The following is an 18,670-nucleotide window of genomic DNA, read 5'->3' as shown; positions in this document are numbered from 1 at the left end:
ATGGTTCAGCGATTAGCATAATTTTTAACCTCTAAAAACTTTTCAAACATCCTCTTAGAAGGTTTAGCGTTGCAAGGAAATATCACGACAAAACAAGAAATTAATTCTTGGAATCTTCTAAGCTTAACTTAAACACTAACGCCCATTCTTCTCGTTTCGCTCTCTGTTCTATTGATTCATTAAATTTATCTTCAATATTGTCAGAACTAGTCTGCACCATTGACCAAACAGGAATTTCTTGTAGAGGCATAATTTTAATAGTAGTATCAAGCTTCTTTTCACTCTCAAGTCCGTACATAAATAATTACTTCATCCAAACGAGAAGCGCTATATTGTGGGACCTGAACCAGTAGATGCAGTTATTGCATTTCGACAAATTAACTGCTAGCAGCAAAAGTAGATGTAACGGAGAGTTTATGTGTTGTCACACAGATCATTTATCCGTTACATCAATTATTTTATCCTTTGCAAAAAAAAGCGCGAATTAAAAATGATTTACTTAAGTTACAGGTGACAACTGAAGATTTGCTTCCTCCTGCTGTGGTGCTTGCTTTTGTTGCTTCCAAGCTTCCAGTTGTTCTTCTAGTTGCGCCTTCACCTCATGACGGAAAGAAAAGAAGTGTTCGCCAAAACTCAATGCAACAAAGTAGTCGTAAAATAAATTAGGTTTACGCAGTGCGATCGCCAGTAATTGCCACCAGAAGAGCAAACGAGTTGAGCGAACCACACCTTGACGCCAGCAAACTATCGGGAACAGACGCAGTTCGTGCCAAGTGAGGGGGCGTTTGCCCTTAGGACGCTTACCCTCCATCATGTTAAAGTGGCGGAAGGTGCGCTTAAGATACAGCATTGGGTCATACATGTTCCAGAAACTCTCGATATACTCCCTGACAATTTCTTCCAAGGGACGAGTCGGGACAAAGTTCATCAAAGCTTTCTGCGAACCCATGAAATCCATTAATCCTTCTTCTAACCGTTCTTCCTGCTTAAGACGGGTCCACATTGCTGTATTATGCAATGCTTGCAGCAAACCAAGGTGAGCTTGTGGAATTCCTGTTTCTTCTACAAATGCCTGAATGCGTTGTCCTGCGCCCGTTTTTTCCCCATCAAAACCGAGAATGAAGCCAGACATAATCTGTAATCCGGCTCGCGTAATCTTGTCGCAAGATTCTACCAGAGACTGGCGTGTATTTTGTTCTTTATGGGCTACGGCTAAGCTATCTACATCTGGTGTTTCAATGCCCATAAAGACCATTGTGAACCCAGCTTGCACCATCAAGTCTATCAACTCGTCGTCCTCTGCTAGGTTCAAAGATGCTTCTGTCAGCAGAAGAAACGGGTAGTTGCGCTCTTTCATCCAGGGAATCAAAGCACGCAGGAAAACTTTGGCATTGCGCTTGTTACCAATGAAGTTGTCGTCCACGACAAAGACTAAGCGTCGCCAGTTCATTTGATAGAGGACTTCAAACTCAGCCAGCATCTGTTCTGGCGTTTTTGTGCGCGGCTTACGACCAAATAAGTTGATGATGTCGCAGAACTCGCACTGGAAAGGACATCCCCGTGAAAATTGCACTGTAATTGCCAGATAAGCATCTAAATCTAGCAAGTCAAAGCGCGGTACTGGTGTTTGAGTGACATCGGGTTTTTCTGGAGAGCGGAAAATTCCCCGTTCTTCACCTCTTTCCAAAGCTTCCAAAAACATGGGGATGGTACATTCCCCTTCATCAAGAATGAGATAGTGAGCTCCTGCCTCCAAGGCAAATTCTGGTACTGATGTGGAGAACGGACCACCGACTGCAACTTTTTTCCCTAACGCAACTCCTTTTTGAATCAACTCCCAGAAATCTTTTTTCTGGATAATCATTGCAGAGATTATTACCATATCGCACCATGCCCAATCCTCATCTGTCTCTAGACGGACATTGCGGTCAACCAAGCGGATTTCCCAATCAGCAGGTAACATTCCTGCCACTGTGATTAGCCCCAGCGGCGGATTTGTCGCACGTAACCCTGCTAAATCAAGCGTCTCCTGGTAAGACCAGAAGGAATTGGGCATTATTGGCCAGAGTAGTAAAGCTTTCATAAAGCACACACCTCTGAGTGTAAAAAAAGTTAACTAACTTCAAGGTTACTGCTGTATTCTCTCAAGAGAACTTAAATTTTGTCGATTTTTGTAAACTAAGAGTCATTAAACGTAATTTGCAGCGAATTTCACAATTACCTCACGCACAGTAGCCAAGCCACTAAGAAAAGCTTTGCGTTTTTTCGACGCCAGTCGCCTGCTGTCGGGAAACCCTCCTGCAGCGCTGGTCTCACCTCCTGCAGCGCTGGCTCCTCTTTGCGTGAAATATAAAGAAATGTCAAACTAAGAAAATCAGTTTTATTCCCGCTATTGTCGGATTTGAAAACGTTATATTGAAGTTTATGGGCAGGCAACGAGTTCTTTCTGGAGTTCAATCAACTGGCAATCTACATTTGGGCAATTACTTGGGTGCAATTCGCAACTGGGTAGAAATCCAAAGCCAGTACGAAAATTATCTCTTCATAGCCGATTTACACGCCATTACCGTGCCACACAATCCGGCAGAACTGGCGTCAAATACCTACACCCTCGCTGCTTTGTATCTGGCGTGTGGTCTTGATCTAAACCACTCGACTATCTTTATACAATCTCACATCCCTGCCCACAGTGAACTCACTTGGTTGTTCAACTGCATCACGCCGCTTAATTGGCTGGAAGACATGATCCAGTTCAAGGAAAAGGCTGTCAAGCAAGGAGAAAATGTGAATGTTGGCTTGTTAGACTACCCAGTGCTGATGGCATCTGATATTTTGCTCTACAAACCAGATAAAGTACCCGTGGGTGAAGACCAAAAGCAACATTTGGAATTAACGCGGGATATTGTCAACAGATTTAATCACCAATTTGCCAAACCGGATCAGCCAGTTTTGAAGTTACCAGAACCTATGATCCGCAAAGAAGGGGCGAGGGTGATGAGTTTGACGGATGGTACAAAGAAAATGTCGAAGTCCGATCCCTCAGAATTGAGCCGGATCAATTTGCTAGATTCGCCTGATGAGATTGCCAAAAAGATTAAGCGGTGTAAAACTGATCCCATTCGGGGTTTAGAGTTTGACAATCCAGAGCGTCCTGAAAGTAACAACTTATTAACACTGTATATGCTGCTTTCTGGTAAGACAAAGGAAGAAGTCGCGGCTGAGTGTCAGGATATGGGTTGGGGGCAATTTAAACCTTTGTTGACGGAAACCACAATTAACGCCCTCAAACCTATCCAAGAGAAATATCAGGCGGTGACGAACGACAAAGGCTATCTAGAGTCGGTGTTGCGGGATGGAAAGCAAAAAGCAGAGGCGATCGCCAACCAAACCCTTAATGAAGTAAAAGCTGCAATGGGTTATTCTATGCCGCTATGAGCTTTTCTGTCTACGGTATATTGTGCTATAGCAGTACCTACAGACTGAAATTGTCATTGTTATGCTGGATACCATAAATCCAACTGCTTTAACTTCTTTTCGTACAGCAGCGAAAACTGGTCAATTCCTGATTACCGCCGAGGTGACACCACCGAAAGGCGGTAATCCAGAACACATGGTAAGAATGGCGGCGACCCTTAAGGGGAGGGTTCATGCCGTCAATATTACCGATGGTAGCCGCGCTGTGCTACGGATGTGTTCATTAGCAGCGTCGGCAATTTTGTTACAAAACGGCATCGAGCCGATTTGCCAACTTGCTTGTCGCGATCGCAATCGTATTGGTTTGCAAGCCGACCTCATGGGCGCTCATGCCTTGGGTATTTATAACATATTAGCTTTGACTGGTGATCCGGTGAAAGCAGGCGACCATCCGGACGCCAAGGGCGTATTTGACTTGGAAGCGGTGCGCCTGCTGCAACTGATCCAAAAACTGAATCACGGCGTTGACTGCAACGAAAAACCCCTGACAGATGGTGCGCTAGATTTATTTCCTGGTGCAGCGGTCGATCCGCAATGTGCCAGTTGGTCTGGTTTGCAAAGTCGATTTGAGCGCAAATTAGCAGCGGGCGCGCAGTTTTTCCAAAGTCAACTGATTACAGATTTTGAGCGCCTAGAAAAGTTCATGGACACCATAGCCGCAGGTTGTAATAAACCAATTTTGGCGGGAATTTTTCTATTGAAATCAGCGAAAAATGCCCAATTTATCAATCGGTGTGTACCGGGGGTGAATATTCCCGACCACATAATTGATAGGTTAGCGCAAGCAAAAGACCCCCTTGAGGAAGGGATGAAAATTGCCGCTGAACAAGTCCAAATAGCGCGTCAATTGTGTCAGGGTGTGCATATGATGGCGGTCAAGCGGGAAGATTTGATTGTGCCAATTTTGGATATGGCGGGGGTTGGGGTAGTTAGTTAGTTTTGGACTTAGAATTGGCAGTTGTTAGTTGCCAAACAGCCCTCAGACTAAAAGTCTGGGGCTATACAAACAAAGCCCGCCTACGCGGGCTTTCATCTCAATTTTCTCTTAGTCCGCGTAAGCAGATGGAGTCCATGTAGACACGACTTCTATGAGACTGGTTTCTAAAAATGTAGACTAAGTTTGCATAAATAGCCAAGAAATGCTTCCTAAAGAGAAAGATTTAATCCTCAAAGAAAAAGTAAAACTGTATAACAATATTGCCAAGATAAACGATTGTGAAGGTCGCCTCCTGGCAGAACTGGAGATTTATCCAGTACCACGCATTATTTGGGAATTTGAAATGCTTGGCAATGTTCAGTGTAATTTTCCTTCACTCTCATTTGACTCAAACACAAAAAGTCCGTTGATTGGACACTGTTTTTCCATAGAACAGCCGATATGCACTGGCGACTCTTCTAATGTTGTTGGACCAGTAAGAGCAAGCAGGGGTGCTACTACTCAGGCTGTTTATGGTGATATTGAGAATACAGCACATATATTTATCTTTTACCTGCCTAATACTCGCTTTCAGTACAAAAGTGTCCGCCAAGAAATATTAAGAAAAACCCTAAAAGAGGTTGGCAGTGATACAGAAGTTGGTTCGGAGAACGGAGGTAGGTACGTACAATCATCTGTAGATGATATTTGGAGTATTCGCTTAGATATACGGACTGATGCACTAAATTGGCTCGATCCACATAATCGGAACATAGGTACCCTCATCACTACGATTGGAACCCTTTCCCAGCCAAAATATAAGGATACTGATCCTGAAACTTTCTTTCAGCTTCAAGCTATTTCACTCAATAATGCTTTAGAACGCCTCAAAAACCTTAGCTGGTTTCTGTCTTATGCCAATGGAGGCTATATTGGTCCTCTTTTCATTGAAGGGTACGAATATAGTCAAGACCGATTGCATCCCATTCAAACTTCTTGTGCAGTTGCTCTGGCATTTCAAACCACTCCACTAGAACAATTGTCTTCTTCATGGGTGACTGTAGACAGCGACTTGAAAGTGTACATGGAGTGCTTCCCCGCTTTTGAGCGCATGATGCAAAACCCAATATGGAGAGAAACCATTGACTTTATACTCACTCAGTATTTTCAAGCAACGCGACCAGGAATGACCTGGCAAGTTGTAGCAAGTGCTATAGGTGCTGCCCTTGAGCGGTTAAGTTATGTCATTCTGGTTGAGGAAGAAACTAATGCCACAACAAAAGCTGCTTGCGAATTACTCTTTGATATCAAACAAAGTCAAACCGCTAAACAACACTGGAATTTAGGTAAAAAACCTGGAGAGGAGAATATTACTGTAACTGGCAAACGTCTGAGATTGTTACTCGAACGTATAGGTTTAACTAAGAGTAAAGAATATAACGACATAGACGATGTACCTTCGTTTCTTGAAGTGCGAAATGATGCAGTTCACCCTAGAGTCGGTAGTACGACAATTGAGCAACGCTGGAAGTTGATAAAACAGGCTATTCAATGGATTGATGAAGTTTTGTTGTGGCGACTAGGTTATAGCAGCAAGTACTTGGATCGTACGCAACAGTGGGAGACATCTACACTTCCCCGTTATGATCTGAGTTTACGTGATTCAAGTTGGTAAGTTTGCTCACTTATAGCTTTCATTCTTTGTGCTAAAGAAGTTGAAGTGGAAGTGCGATCACCTAGCGTATACCTTAAGCCATTCTCCTCGCCCTTGTGCCTATAGGTTTGTGTTGTTCGGCACTAATTGCCAATAATGCCAGCGCCGAAGTTAGTTTGGGGATGTTTTTGGATACTAGCAAATTGCACAAAATATTTCTGACGACGCTCGTGATTAGTCTCAATTGTGCCATACTAACCCCTAGATTCAATTGCTCTATTTCTAAACATAAGAAATAATACTTTAATAAAAAAAAAGTATAAATTAGTATATAAAAAGACTTAAATTAAAAAATAAAACCCATTCGGTTTAAGTCAAATTTAATTCAGGGTAATAGAATTTTTTACTAGTTATTTTATATGAGATTGTATACACACATACAAAATTTGAAACGATACAGATAAAATCTGTTTCAGGAGTTTTTTGTCCGGGAAGATTATCAGAATATTGAAGATAATTATTAAGAACTAAAATGGGACGCCCAAGCACTGCAAAAAGGCGTCTCGCTAATCACTTATAAACGCAAAAAATATGAATATAATTATTCGTTTGCTTAGCGCATTCGCTGTCTCTGCGTCTGCGTTTGCTGCTGTTTCTTTTATGGCAGTAGCAGAGGAAGTTACAACTGCTCCTCAACTGAGAACGCCACTGAGAATTTGCTCTTTCGACCCAGTGGCGGATTTGTTACCGACTCCACAAAATCAGCCCACTAATTCTCCGCTTTCCTACCTTGCGCAACAAGGTTTTATACAGAATCCCGACGGTTCCTGGGTTTGTTATGTGAACGATCCTAAAAAAGAATCGCGCTATTATACTCTCTTCAAAGTGCAACAAATTAATGGAAAAATCGTAGCAAGTTCTTTCCTAGAAAACGGTAGTTTAATTGACGGACAAGATAACCGCAGCTTGGACTTGTTCATGATACTGATCAGCAATCATACAAATGGAACTCAGGGAAATCGTCAAAGTATACGCAGATATCTCGAAGCCTTCATGTCCCTGGTCAAACAAGGCAAAGTTCCAGCCTTGCGTCGTGGGTATCTCTTCGACAGTCCAAGCCGTGGATTTGTCTCATACTATCCCCTTACAAGTGGACAAATCAAAGGCACCGCAATCAGTATTGACATCGATATGTTGCGAAAAAATTAGCTTGTAGCGAACATCTATAGCCGATTGATTTGCTGTCACAGTGGTGTTTCCTATTTTTGCACTTCAGCTTATTAGAACAATTCAGCTAGAGTTTTTTGCTCAACTACAAGTTGAGTTGCAGATTAACTTTTTTCTGCAGGTCCTAAATTGGCAATTTCATAACCACTCGGATAACTCCGGGTTGGAGAGTCGATAAAGAAATTAGGCTGTTTACGAGGTGGTAAGAAACGCAACACATGACCCCGGAGTTTTAAAGTGGTTTCAACACCCCAGCATAACAATTGGGAAGGATGCTCAAAACCAAAGGCATCGAGCATCCTGTCATCAAGTAAAGTATAGACGACAGGTTTTAAGGGCGATTCCATCCATTTGGGAAACCAACTCAAAAACAAATCGCGGGTTGCTTCACCAACTCGACGATTGGTGTCTGAATACTGAAAGTGGCTGCGTTCGTAGTCAAGGTTATACTGTTCCAATTCCTCGTACGTTTCTGGGATATTTTCTATATGCATCCGCTTACCTACTTCCCGCCAAAAGTAAAATGAGGCTAATCTTTCTTGTTCGCACATCAGCCGCCAGCCAAAACGCGCATTCCAGCGGATGGGTTCATAAATAAACGTTGAAAGTACATAGAGAAAATCTGCATTGTCAATCTTGAAGCGGGAGTGGATAGCATTCATGTGTTGAATTGCTTCACGACCACGTTCGCTGTCATAACCCCACTTGCAAAACTCTACAACAATTATTGCTGTATCGTCGTAGCGTTTTTGCGGACGCTTGTGAAATTCGCCTGTTTTATCCAGTAATTTAGAGATACTGGGAACGCAGTAAGTTTTCATTAAGGCAATTTCATGGGCTCGCGTCACGTCCCAAGGAAACTCGTAGCCCAACATGAGATGATAAATCTGGCAGTGGTCTTGTATGGGGTCGAGTTGCTGAATGCGACGGAGATTGTCGTAGCGATAGAAATGCATCTCGATTTTCTGCTCCATAAAATTTACACAAATCGCTCAAATCTGAGCAAATTGACATTTACTTCCCGTTTCAACCAAGGCAGTCGGCTGCTACTTGTCCACGGGCGTTAGTTCCGATTGAGCCAACCGTACATACTCCTGACGGGGCGTTCAACAAATTTAAAGCCGCATTAATATCTCTGTCCAAGGTTATTGTGTGAGCTACGCAACTAGAGTTGATGCACTTGTAGATTCTGTCTGACAGCTTCAATGCATCATGCTTTGTCCCACACATACAACAAAGCTTTGAGGATGGATACCACCTATCAACCAACTCAACCTTAGTCCCATACATTTGAGACTTGTAGATTAACTGACGCCGGAACTCATAGAAACCTAAATCAGAAATCGCTGCTGACAACTTTCTGTTGGCTAGCATTCCTGAAACATTTAAGTCCTCTATCCGGATTTGATAGTACTTGCGACTTATATCTGTTGTTAGCTTGTGCAAGAAGTCTTGACGCTGATTTGCCACTCGCCAGTGTTTTCGAGCTAACGAGTCAAAATACTTCTTGGCTTTGTTTGATTGCTTGATGCCCTTACGACGGTTACCTATCTGCTTTTTGCGGTTGCGCCATTGTAATTTAGCCAGCTTGGTTTTCGCTTTTTTCATCGGCTTTGGCGACTCCACACTAGTTCCGTCACTAAAAGTGGCAAAGCACTTAACCCCTAAATCAATTCCAACTTTTTCTTCTGGCTGATACGTCGGTGGGATTTTATCGGCGTCTACAGCAAAGCTTACAAACCACTTGCCAGCGCGATGGCTGATGGTGAAAGTCTGTGTTACGTAACAACAAGGCAAAGATTCTTTAAGACGAAAAGTTCCCAATGTAGGAATCTTTATTTGCTTGCCTTTCTTGAGCAACACTTTGCCGTTGCCGTCATAGACACTGAAGGATTCACTATCTTTGCGACGTTTAAATCTTGGTTTATCACCCAAGCCTTTGTACCAGCGCCGTATAGCGTTTTCTAAGGCTTGCAAAGATGATTGATACACCTTAGAAGACAGCCCGCCTATCCATTGGTAACTCGGCTGCTTTTTGGTGTGGTTAGTCAAAACCTTTTTGATAGCTTTGATTTTCTTGCCACACCCACCTTTTATCCCGTCTTTTTCTAACCCTTGCATGAGCGCAAGCCCATAGTTGTAAACAAATCGGGAAAACCCGGTATGTTTACGCAACAAAATACGCTCTTTGTTATTGAGTTTTAGTTCAACTTTAATTGCGTACATTGCTTGACTCATTAAGGTTTACACTATTAATTGTACACACATATTCTGGATGATGCAATGGCTAAACAGGATAAAAGGATAGATTTACGGGTAACAGAAGCGGAGTTGGAATTACTTGATGAGTATTGCCAGTTGACTGGGAAAAATCGGACTGATGTGCTGCGGGAATTTATCCGTAGCTTAAAAAAGAAAATGCGAAATGCTAAAGAATATTCGATTTAGTCAGAGTTTTGGCTATCTAGTAACACCTCCTAAATATCAGGAAAATATGTAAATGATTGTAAGTAGGTCGGTACAAATAAAGTTAACTCGTGAAGGCAGTCATTAGTCATTAGTCATTGGTCATTGGTAAGGGTTTTAGAGGGTTTTACATTTCTTAACATAGTTCGGTTTCTTTCTACCTATCTACTTATATGCTGGCAAGTAAGTAGGTTTTAGTGCTTACCGTTGTTTAGCTTGCACCAAATTCTCAAATCTTACAAGGAAAGATTATCCTTTTTAACAGCAACATAAATATTGATGTTAGGAAATGCAGGGTTTGAGAAACCCCGTGTTTGTGAAAAATCAGGTTTCCAAAGAAAACGTAAACACAATAGAACTGGTGTAATATAACCCTGGATCTACAAAATTCTCTTAAGGTTAACAATTGTAAAAAGTGTAACCATGTTGAGAGTGTGAAATAAAATCCAATCCCCCAAGAGCAGGGGGTTTTTGTTTAAGAGGTTATTGTTTCAATGAATAAAGTAGATTTAGCTTTTACCCCAGCACTAGAACAGGCACAGTTAATCCGTCGTCGAGAAGTGTCGCCTTCGGAATTGGTGGAAGTCTATTTAGAACGCATCTCTAGGTTGAATCCCCAACTGGGAAGTTATTTTACAGTGACGGCAGAGCAAGCGATCGCAGATGCCAAAGCAAAAACGGAAATGCTGCCTAATGCATCAGAACTCCCACCGTTTTTTGGAGTGCCAATTTCTATTAAAGACCTCAACCCTGTTGCAGGTATCGCTTGTACCTACGGAAATCCTGCCTTACTGAATAATATTTCTGATTATGATGATGGGGTAGTAACAAGAATTAAGCAAGCTGGGTTTATTCTTCTGGGTAAAACAGCAACTTCAGAACTCGGTTCAACTCCTTACACAGAACCTACGGGATTTCCCCCAGCTAGAAATCCCTGGAATTTGGAATACACCGCAGGTGGTTCCAGTGGTGGTGCAGCCGCAGCAGTAGCAGCAGGATTATGCGCGATCGCCCAAGGTTCTGATGGTGGTGGTTCGATTCGTGGACCTGCAGCTTGTTGTGGTTTAGTAGGAATCAAGCCATCAAGAGGACGGGTGACTCATGCACCAGTAGGCGATCGCCTCAGTGGTATTGCGATCAATGGTCCGATAGCGCGTACTGTTGCTGATGCGGCTGCTCTTTTAGATGCGATGTCTGGATACGTCACGGGTGATCCATATTGGTTAAGCGATCCCGAACCATCCTTTCTTGCTGCTACCCAGCAAAAACCGGGTACTTTACGAATTGCCTACACTACGAGTATTGCTCCTTTAGGGGAAGCCGATGCAAGCTGTCAGCAAGGCGTTCTGCAAACAGTCCAATTATTGCAAGAACTCGGTCACACAGTTGAACAGAAAAGCATAGATTTTAGTGGGTTAGTTGAACCATTTCAAGTTGTTTGGCAAACAAGCGTAGCTTCGTCGGGTATTCCTGCTGAGATTTTACAGCCACTGAATCGCTGGCTGTTAGCTAGAACCGGTTCTGCGGGTCAGTACCTGCAAGCAGTTTACCAAATGCAGGTGGTGGCGCGACAAATCGTCGCATTTTTCGACACTGTGGATGTTCTGGTGTTACCAGTTTACCTACATTCACCTATCCGCGTGGGAGAATGGGCAAACTTGAGCCCAGAAGAGACATTCCAAAATATTATTCGTTGGATTTCCCCATGTCCCGCAGCGAATGCGACTGGACAACCAGCGATCGCTCTTCCTGTAGGTTTTGACGAACTCGGTTTACCAATAAGCGTACAATTGGTGGGACGCCCCGCAGCGGAAACCACTCTCCTACGCTTAGCAGCCCAACTAGAAGCCGCAAAACCTTGGATTCAGCATCGTCCTGCTTTAGGATGACCCTCGCTGTCGTCCCTCCGGGACACATTACGCGTAAGCGTATGCCTGCGGTACGCTTCGTGTATGCCTAGGGCGCTCAGATCCAACGAAGGGCGCTCAAATTCAACATTCAAATTTAAAATTTAAAATTAAAATATTTTTCATGACTAGTTTTTTCAATCTTCTGAATTTTGGATTCAGTTTGATAAAGTCGAACGAAAAGCACAAACTACGTAACTAATAAGCTAATTTTTCTACAAACTTGTAAAAGTAAATATCGTACATATTGATATTGAGTTAGTAACAAAAATAGTCAGAATTACCGCATTTTTATGGTATTGATAGGACTCATATTTGATTTTTGAACAAGCGCTAAATCGCAAGTCTTGTCTGGGAAACGATTGAGTTTCAGTATACTTAGCAAAAATAAAGTCGGATTCTTATATTAGTGATATTATGTTAAGTCAAACTACAACAAAAACACACTTAGACTTAGAGATTTTAGCATTTTATTAGACTTTTTGCAAAAGTATGATTTAAAGATAGACAGAACCACGGATGCACACATATTAACCTTGCCCTCGACCGAAGCGAAGGGACAGATAAATTATTTGTGTACACTGATGTTAATCTGTAGTTTTATTTTCATAAATTTGACTTTTGCAAGAGGTTGATTAAATGAATACATTTTTGCTGAGGCTAAGCATAACCTATGTCTTGAATTTAAATTGCTATAAAATTGACAAAATAAGTAGGTAAATATCGTTTATCGAACTTTATCTTTTTTTGGAATAATGTGCCAAACTGGCAACATTAGTTTATTGAATTTGTTATTCATTGATGTACCAGGAGCGTTTTATTTATCTCTACCTAATGAACATCACAAAGCTTTTGATTCAGGGTGCTGTGAGAAATATAATAGGATTAATCGCCCTTGAAACACCCTATTCCTTAACACAAAATATTAGGAAAATCGGGAAGTTTAAAAATAAGTATGAAGTTTTTGGATGCTTTGGTGTGTCTAGATTCCTTATACTTAATCCTTATTTTCATCTTTTCTTTGGCTAGATAGACGAGGAAACATTGTAGTTATTTTTTAAAATCACCGTTACACCATGATTGGTCAGCTACTAGCAGGACATTACAAAGTCCTTGAAGTATTAGGTGAGGGGGGCTTTGGGCAAACTTACATTGCAGAGGACATTCACCTCCCTGGAAACCCTAAATGCGTCCTCAAACATCTCAAAACTTCTAGTACCGACCCTGACATTTTAGAAACTGCCAGAAGGCTTTTTCTAAAAGAAGCTGAAACATTGCAACAGTTGGGCAACCATGACCAAATACCTAGGCTTTTAGCTTATTTTGAAGAAAACCAAGAATTTTACTTGGTGCAAGAATTTATCAGCGGGCATACCCTGAGTATGGAACTTCCTCCAGGTAAAAGATGGACGGAACGCCATATTATAGAAATGCTCATTGAGGTACTGGGTATTTTAGAATTTGTCCATAACCACGGGGTCATTCATCGCGATATCAAACCTGACAATATCATTAGACGTACTTCAGACAACAAATTAGTTCTGATAGACTTTGGAGCTATTAAGCAACTGCGAAACCAAACAGCAGCTGCGACAGGACGAAACAACATCACTTTCATCATCGGAACTCGGGGCTATATGCCCTCCGAACAAATCAGACGTTTACCACGTCCCTGTAGTGATATCTATGCGCTGGGGATGATAGGTGTTCAGGCGCTGACGGGAGTGTACCCTAATGAACTTCAAGATGACCCAAATACAGGAGAAATACTGTGGCAATATCTCACGGCTGTTAGTCCGGGGTTAGCTGCTGTTCTGGCTAAGATGACGCGCTATCACTTCAAAGACCGTTATCAAACAGTGGCTGAGGTGTTGCAAGCGCTACGAGAATTGGCGGCACCTAACGAATTACCGAAACCTGAAGCTTCTGGTACTACAAATATCCTTCATGAACTCTCTTTAGAGTGGGAGGAAAACGGACAGCTCAAAAATCGCAAAATTCTTGAGAAGCAACAAAGTAAAAATCCTAGTAGAGGAGTCCGCATTGGTCGTGACCCGCAAGTGTGCGATATTGTTTTACCAGACCCAACAGTGTCAGCTTTACATATTGAAATCTTCTTTCATCAGCAAAAGCAAACATTTTATTTGCGGAATCTGCGCCAGAGGAATCCTCCTATCGTTGACGGACAGTTGCTTCTAGCTGGTGAAATGCCACTTTCTGTTGGCAGCAGTATACGCTTGGGGCAACAAAATTTTAAAGTGAGTGCCATTGTTTGCAGTGAGTATCCGGGTGGATACGTACCCCTAGAATACTCCATTGTTCCAATTTCACGCCAACAAGCTGTTAATAAAACTACACGGATACCAAAAGTCAGGAAGTCTCAGGAAAGTTCATTAGAAGTTTTGTTGAGTACTCAGTCAGTAGTATCACCTTCACCAATTAAAGTACCAAAATTACTCGGAATGAGTGTAGTAGCTTGTGTGAGTGCAATTGGTGGCTTTAGCTTTTTGAATCCTAATCATATAGGTGGAAGTCATGCACAACAGAATTTTATATCACAGCAACCACAATTGTGTCGTGTTATTTCTCCACCTGGCGGTAGATTTTCGGCTACATTACGCCCTGAACCTCAAACAGAAGTTGGCGGTGTCAAACAGCTAAATTTGGGTGCGATGGTCTTATTTGTTCAAGTACGAGGTGACTTTGTAGAAGTTAAACTGCCTGATGGAACTCACGGATGGTTATTTAGGGATGAAGTACAGCCTTGTACCGCATCAAAAGTCACCAAAAAAGGATGAACGGTAAAAGATGAAAATTTTATACTTCATCTTTTATATTTTTGCCTTCAGTTCATATTTCAAATCACCCTTTGATAGATGTGACCATTTGATAGATGTGATAAATAGAATCTGAAGAAACAATAGATTTTTATGAAGATCTTCCGATTTTATCCTTGTGATCACTAATAACTCTTGAATATCAATTATAGAAACCGGGATCAGTTTGTTAGTTCATGTAACTTTTATTATCCGTAAAAAAAGCACAATAATTAGGGAGGGTAATCTATGTCACTACAGCAGGTGAATGATTTTTATGAGGTTTTGATGTCCGACCAAGCAATTTATGAGCAGTACTATAGTAAGTGCTGCATGCGAGGCTTATTCGGTATCTGGGATTGGGATAAAACTAAGATAGTTAATTTTGCTGCTAGCCTTGGTTATGTATTTACTGAAACCGAACTAGATGAAGTATGGTTTGGTAGCGAGCCAAGCATTTCTGAAAGTTCATTAAATTTATCAGAATATCAAAGGTTGTCTGGTATAAATTATTAACCGCCAAGCTCACCCATAAGCCCTTCCGACACGGTTTGCATTTACGGGGAATTCAATCTTCCAAATTCATAAGGTACGGCATTGGCAAGTTAAAAAATAATTTTTAATATAAACTCTCTACTACACTTTCAGGTGCCGAGTGCTGAGTAGGATAAAGAAAATTTTGAACAAGTCACTTAAGACTCATTGCTGGGAACTGACAACTCATGACTCAGCACTAAGCACTGATCAACTTAAAATGATGATCCTTTCTGCTTCAAAAACTCCTTTTCTTCTACAGTTGAAACTCTTCCCAAAATCTCATTGCGATGAGGAAAGCGCCCAAAACGCTGAATCACTTGCATATGGCGAATTGCATAATCAATGCAACTAGTACTATCAGGATCATCGCCCAGTTGCTGAAAGAGTCTTACTGCTTGGCGCTGATGCTCTAAGTTTTCACTATGTTCAAAAGGCAAGTAAATAAACCAGCGTTGTACGGGTAGCAACTTTTGGTCATATCCTTGTGCAACAGCATGCTGAGCTGCTGAGAGTGCTTCCCAGTCAGTAGCAAAGGCTTGAGGAGTATCGCGAAACAGATTTCGGGGAAACTGATCCAACAGCAAAATCAATGCTAGACAACTGTCAGAGGCATTGATCCAGTCGTCTAGGTTTCCTGCTGCCGCTTTTTGGTAATCTCCCAGAAACCGGATTCGCAGTTCTTCGTCAAACTCCGGTTTTTTATTGAACCAGAAAGACTTTGGTTTGCCATAGCCCGGTTCATCGCGACTCCCAAACCAAAAGTCCAAAATTTCTTCTGCCTGTGACATCACTTTTACTGATCCTTACAAAGAACTTGTCGCATTTTACGCATATTGGCAGGCAATTCAAAGTTCATTGCTTGTTGAATAAAAATTGATGGTATGGGAATAGTAGGGGTAGCTTGGACAGTATAGCCGAGCAAAGTCCCATTCCCACAATCTTTTAGTTCTAATTTGGCTGTAAAATCGTGAAAGCTCCCTTTTTCCAGCCTAAATTGGATGTGCTGCCCAAGTTCTTCCACGACATTAAGGTAAATTTCTACTTGTGCGGTGAAAAAGAAAAAGGCTTTTTGTGCCGCTTGATAAAGACGTTTAACCTCACCACGTTGTAAAACTTCGCTTTTAGTCACATCAGGAAAATATTGCACCCAACGCGGGTAATCTGTTATCTGCTGCCACACCTGCGATCGCACTAACGGCACATACATCCAGGCAGTGACAGCACCACCCCAAGCTGTATGCGATCGCGTTTGTACCACAATTTCGCCCTGCATCAGCAATGTTTGTTTGTCCTGACTCCAAGCCATGTCTGAACCTGTGGGAACCGAGTCTGAAATAAAGGACGCAGACATAATGTTTTCACTCACTCCTCAACGCATCAACTAAACGGGTTTAAACTGGTGAATATTTGACTTGGTTGAGTCTCACTCACTAATGTTACTTCCAGTACAATATGTGGACTTTCCGGAAACAGTTATTTTCTGGCTATTGTTACCGAAACTTCACTAATAATATGTCATGTTTATCACTAATATCAAAGTATCAAATTCTCTAGCAGCTGATAATGAAAACCCTCCTCTTTGCTGTGTGTTTGTGTCCTCAAGGCAGTCTTCATTTTGGGTGTTAACCGACTCAGTCTCAAAAATCTTAAGCATATATACTTAAAATACACAGTAAAAAATAGAAACAGAAACGGTCAAGCAGCCACTGCTAAGTGGAATACTTATCTTTAACAGATAGGATTCATCATAAGCTACCGTAATTTCACTTATTATGAAAATTTTGGTAAGACGAAATTAGGAAGATCAGCTAAAACAAAAAAATACGGGGATGCAGCAATTGAGACAAAAAGACATGAGGATACCGGAAACGAGGAACAAACAAAAGCAGAATGGATAAGGACAAACAGAACAGGAGACAGGGACGCGGGGACATTTTCATTTCCAGCATAAGTGGCGTCTTGCCTTGTTTACAAACAAGACGGTGAGAAAACCCCCGGACATCTCTAGTACGGGCGACGATACGCGCCCCTCTTCCCTTGTCTTTCTTTACTGGTTCTATTAAAAGTCTTTTGTTGCTACATATAAAATGCAATAACTGTTGAGTTTGAGGGAAATTAGGTGAGTAGTTCTAAATTAAATCGCGCATTAAATCAGGGTTTCGGAGTTTTTCTCGGTATTGCGATCGCTGTTTGGGTACTAAGAGGTTTTGGTATTCTCACTTTCCTTCCGGGAGGAGTGATTTGGCTATTGCTGTTTGGCGCAATTGCTATGGCTATTCTAAGTTACGTACAAAAGACTTGGTGGCGTTTCTAAAATAAGAATCCCTAATTCATACGGGGAGGTGAGCGAGATCAGGGAAATGGGCAAGTACTCAAAGCCACATCTTGCACATCCCCCTTATTCTCTGCTCATACTGTAATTTTCTTCATCTTGTCAAAGATGCGTGGCATCATTTGATACTAAAAAACCTGCCACTCTCTATAAAGACCAGCAGGTATACTTCTCAATCAATCGGAGCGGCGGGATTCGAACCCACGACCTCCACTACCCCAAAGTGGCGCGCTACCAAGCTGCGCTACGCCCCGTAGTCAACTTTCCTATTATAGCAACAAGAAGTAAAATTATCAAGGTCTAAATCTAAAAAACCTTGAGCATCTCCGAGGCTTGGAGCAAACCAGGAACAGCAGAATCGTTCCATTGACCTTCTGCACAACGCCCTGTTTTCAAGATCAAGCGCAGATTATAGGCATGAGGATAACCTTCTACTTCCATCCATAATAAATCGCTTTCGGCTTCACAGGCAATCTTTTCCTGATCCATTAATTCAGTCGCGATTTGCCTCATGGTGTCTGCAAGTTGCGCCAGTAGCCGACAAAAATCATTCAACTCGGCTTCTGTTAATTCAAACGCCCAATCATCTGTACCCACTAAACCTTTAAACTCTGGCGCTGTTGGGTTCCAGCCGATGCGCCAACCGAGTCCACTTTTTATCACACGTTCCATACTTGAGAAAGTCAAAAATCAAAAGAATTGTTTTACTTTTAACCTTTAACTTTTTACTTTAATAGCTGTGCGCCTCCTTTTTTCGGCACCTGCCTAGGAGTTGGCGTGGTTTCCTGTGAGGGGGATGAGGTGTTCGGGGTAGCTGGTGTATTTTGCGATTTAGAACTGAAAACATTAACTAAAGCTTGCACCAAGGCGTCCCGCTGGCGACGGTTAAGGCGTGCAACTGCAGCCCGATCGCCATCAAAAGGGTTTTTCTGCAGAGTATCTTTTCCAGGATAAGTGGTTTCATACATCACTTCATTAGCACCCAGGTAATCAGCCAAAGTTAGCTTCCAATCCAGCCGATAATTAGGCGCACGTCCTTTCAAATAGGAGTGATACCATATCATACGACTGAGCAAGGTGTTATTTTCAGCTAGTTTCCCCGTTTCTTTACTAACGTACTGATTTTCTCGGGGTAAGTCGGGTAATTGTTGATAAACTTGCTGCCAAGCATCGTCGGAACTGATTCTTTGGGCGTCAGCAGGTTGGAAATTTATCCCTAAACTTAAAAGAAATACACCAATCACCATGATCCCGAAAACCCCCCTCTTTAAGGGGGGCTTGTTGAGTGATTGCCAAGACTTGAGCGTTACTTGAATGAACTCTAAATTTTTGCTCATTCTA

Annotated in this window: 17 protein-coding genes and 1 tRNA gene; 9 read left to right on the top strand and 9 right to left on the bottom strand. The window is 42.0% G+C overall.

Annotated elements, in window-relative coordinates; genetic code table 11:
* Nucleotides 1-100: 100 nt before the first annotated feature.
* Nucleotides 101-250, bottom strand: coding sequence for a hypothetical protein (locus tag AACT52_RS40055; protein ID WP_158054958.1), 150 nt, complete (start codon nt 248-250; stop codon nt 101-103).
* 249 nt (nt 251-499) lie between these two features.
* Complete coding sequence (locus AACT52_RS40050; RefSeq protein ID WP_073635666.1) at nt 500-2,083, bottom strand: B12-binding domain-containing radical SAM protein; 1,584 nt, start codon at nt 2,081-2,083, stop codon at nt 500-502.
* 341 nt (nt 2,084-2,424) lie between these two features.
* Here AACT52_RS40050 and trpS point away from each other — a divergent pair, with 341 nt between their 5' ends.
* The 4 genes from trpS (at nt 2,425) to AACT52_RS40030 (ending at nt 7,253) form a co-directional block, all read left to right on the top strand.
* Entirely contained in the window at nt 2,425-3,435 is a 1,011-nt protein-coding gene (gene trpS / locus AACT52_RS40045) for a tryptophan--tRNA ligase (protein ID WP_073635665.1), read from the top strand.
* 61 nt (nt 3,436-3,496) lie between these two features.
* Nucleotides 3,497-4,411 (top strand): methylenetetrahydrofolate reductase, encoded by a 915-nt coding sequence (locus AACT52_RS40040; RefSeq protein WP_073635664.1) that lies wholly within the window; start codon nt 3,497-3,499, stop codon nt 4,409-4,411.
* A gap of 202 nt (nt 4,412-4,613) precedes the next feature.
* Nucleotides 4,614-6,065 carry a hypothetical protein gene (locus AACT52_RS40035; RefSeq protein WP_073635663.1) on the top strand — a complete coding sequence of 484 codons (1,452 nt, stop codon included), beginning with the start codon at nt 4,614-4,616 and terminating at the stop codon, nt 6,063-6,065.
* 570 nt (nt 6,066-6,635) lie between these two features.
* The gene (locus tag AACT52_RS40030) at nt 6,636-7,253 is read left to right on the top strand and encodes a hypothetical protein (RefSeq protein WP_073635662.1); all 618 of its coding nucleotides are present in this window, start codon (nt 6,636-6,638) and stop codon (nt 7,251-7,253) included.
* Nucleotides 7,254-7,375: 122 nt separating this feature from the next.
* On the opposite strand, the gene AACT52_RS40025 is transcribed toward AACT52_RS40030, so the two are convergent.
* Together AACT52_RS40025 and AACT52_RS40020 are read right to left on the bottom strand one after the other, a co-directional pair.
* Nucleotides 7,376-8,245, bottom strand: a complete 870-nt coding sequence (locus tag AACT52_RS40025; protein WP_233154180.1) for an oxygenase MpaB family protein — start codon at nt 8,243-8,245, stop codon at nt 7,376-7,378.
* 52 nt (nt 8,246-8,297) lie between these two features.
* Nucleotides 8,298-9,497 carry an RNA-guided endonuclease InsQ/TnpB family protein gene (locus AACT52_RS40020; RefSeq protein ID WP_143172967.1) on the bottom strand — a complete coding sequence of 400 codons (1,200 nt, stop codon included), beginning with the start codon at nt 9,495-9,497 and terminating at the stop codon, nt 8,298-8,300.
* Between the two features lie 57 nt (nt 9,498-9,554).
* Here AACT52_RS40020 and AACT52_RS40015 point away from each other — a divergent pair, with 57 nt between their 5' ends.
* The 4 genes from AACT52_RS40015 (at nt 9,555) to AACT52_RS40000 (ending at nt 14,976) form a co-directional block, all read left to right on the top strand.
* Nucleotides 9,555-9,719: a ribbon-helix-helix protein, CopG family gene (locus tag AACT52_RS40015; RefSeq protein WP_083630763.1), complete on the top strand. Its 165-nt coding sequence runs from the start codon at nt 9,555-9,557 to the stop codon at nt 9,717-9,719.
* Nucleotides 9,720-10,231: 512 nt separating this feature from the next.
* On the top strand, nt 10,232-11,626 hold the full coding sequence (locus tag AACT52_RS40010; RefSeq protein WP_073635660.1) for an amidase: 1,395 nt from the start codon (nt 10,232-10,234) through the stop codon (nt 11,624-11,626).
* A 1,094-nt stretch (nt 11,627-12,720) separates the two neighbouring features.
* Nucleotides 12,721-14,442: an FHA domain-containing serine/threonine-protein kinase gene (locus AACT52_RS40005; RefSeq protein ID WP_073635658.1), complete on the top strand. Its 1,722-nt coding sequence runs from the start codon at nt 12,721-12,723 to the stop codon at nt 14,440-14,442.
* A 267-nt stretch (nt 14,443-14,709) separates the two neighbouring features.
* Nucleotides 14,710-14,976 carry a Nif11-like leader peptide family natural product precursor gene (locus AACT52_RS40000; protein WP_073635657.1) on the top strand — a complete coding sequence of 89 codons (267 nt, stop codon included), beginning with the start codon at nt 14,710-14,712 and terminating at the stop codon, nt 14,974-14,976.
* Between the two features lie 233 nt (nt 14,977-15,209).
* Here the strand turns inward: AACT52_RS40000 and AACT52_RS39995 are convergent, their stop codons facing one another.
* Complete coding sequence (locus tag AACT52_RS39995) at nt 15,210-15,785, bottom strand: DUF924 family protein (RefSeq protein ID WP_073635656.1); 576 nt, start codon at nt 15,783-15,785, stop codon at nt 15,210-15,212.
* Between the two features lie 5 nt (nt 15,786-15,790).
* Nucleotides 15,791-16,348, bottom strand: coding sequence for an SRPBCC family protein (locus AACT52_RS39990; RefSeq protein ID WP_198941081.1), 558 nt, complete (start codon nt 16,346-16,348; stop codon nt 15,791-15,793).
* Nucleotides 16,349-17,116: 768 nt separating this feature from the next.
* On the opposite strand from AACT52_RS39990, the gene AACT52_RS39985 reads away from it, so the two are divergent.
* Nucleotides 17,117-17,311 carry a hypothetical protein gene (locus tag AACT52_RS39985; protein ID WP_073635655.1) on the top strand — a complete coding sequence of 65 codons (195 nt, stop codon included), beginning with the start codon at nt 17,117-17,119 and terminating at the stop codon, nt 17,309-17,311.
* A gap of 198 nt (nt 17,312-17,509) precedes the next feature.
* Here the strand turns inward: AACT52_RS39985 and AACT52_RS39980 are convergent.
* The 3 genes from AACT52_RS39980 to AACT52_RS39970 all read right to left on the bottom strand — a co-directional run bounded on the left by AACT52_RS39980 (nt 17,510) and on the right by AACT52_RS39970 (nt 18,666).
* Nucleotides 17,510-17,583, bottom strand: a tRNA-Pro gene (locus tag AACT52_RS39980).
* 52 nt (nt 17,584-17,635) lie between these two features.
* Nucleotides 17,636-18,001, bottom strand: coding sequence for a DUF1818 family protein (locus AACT52_RS39975; RefSeq protein ID WP_073635654.1), 366 nt, complete (start codon nt 17,999-18,001; stop codon nt 17,636-17,638).
* A gap of 53 nt (nt 18,002-18,054) precedes the next feature.
* Entirely contained in the window at nt 18,055-18,666 is a 612-nt protein-coding gene (locus AACT52_RS39970) for a hypothetical protein (protein WP_073635653.1), read from the bottom strand.
* Nucleotides 18,667-18,670 lie beyond the last annotated feature (4 nt).

Origin of the sequence: Scytonema sp. HK-05 (assembly GCF_963872035.1) — a bacterium.
Taxonomy (GTDB): domain Bacteria; phylum Cyanobacteriota; class Cyanobacteriia; order Cyanobacteriales; family Nostocaceae; genus Kalymmatonema.
Note: the sequence above shows the minus strand (reverse complement) of the source record. Positions and strands in the feature narration are given on the sequence as shown.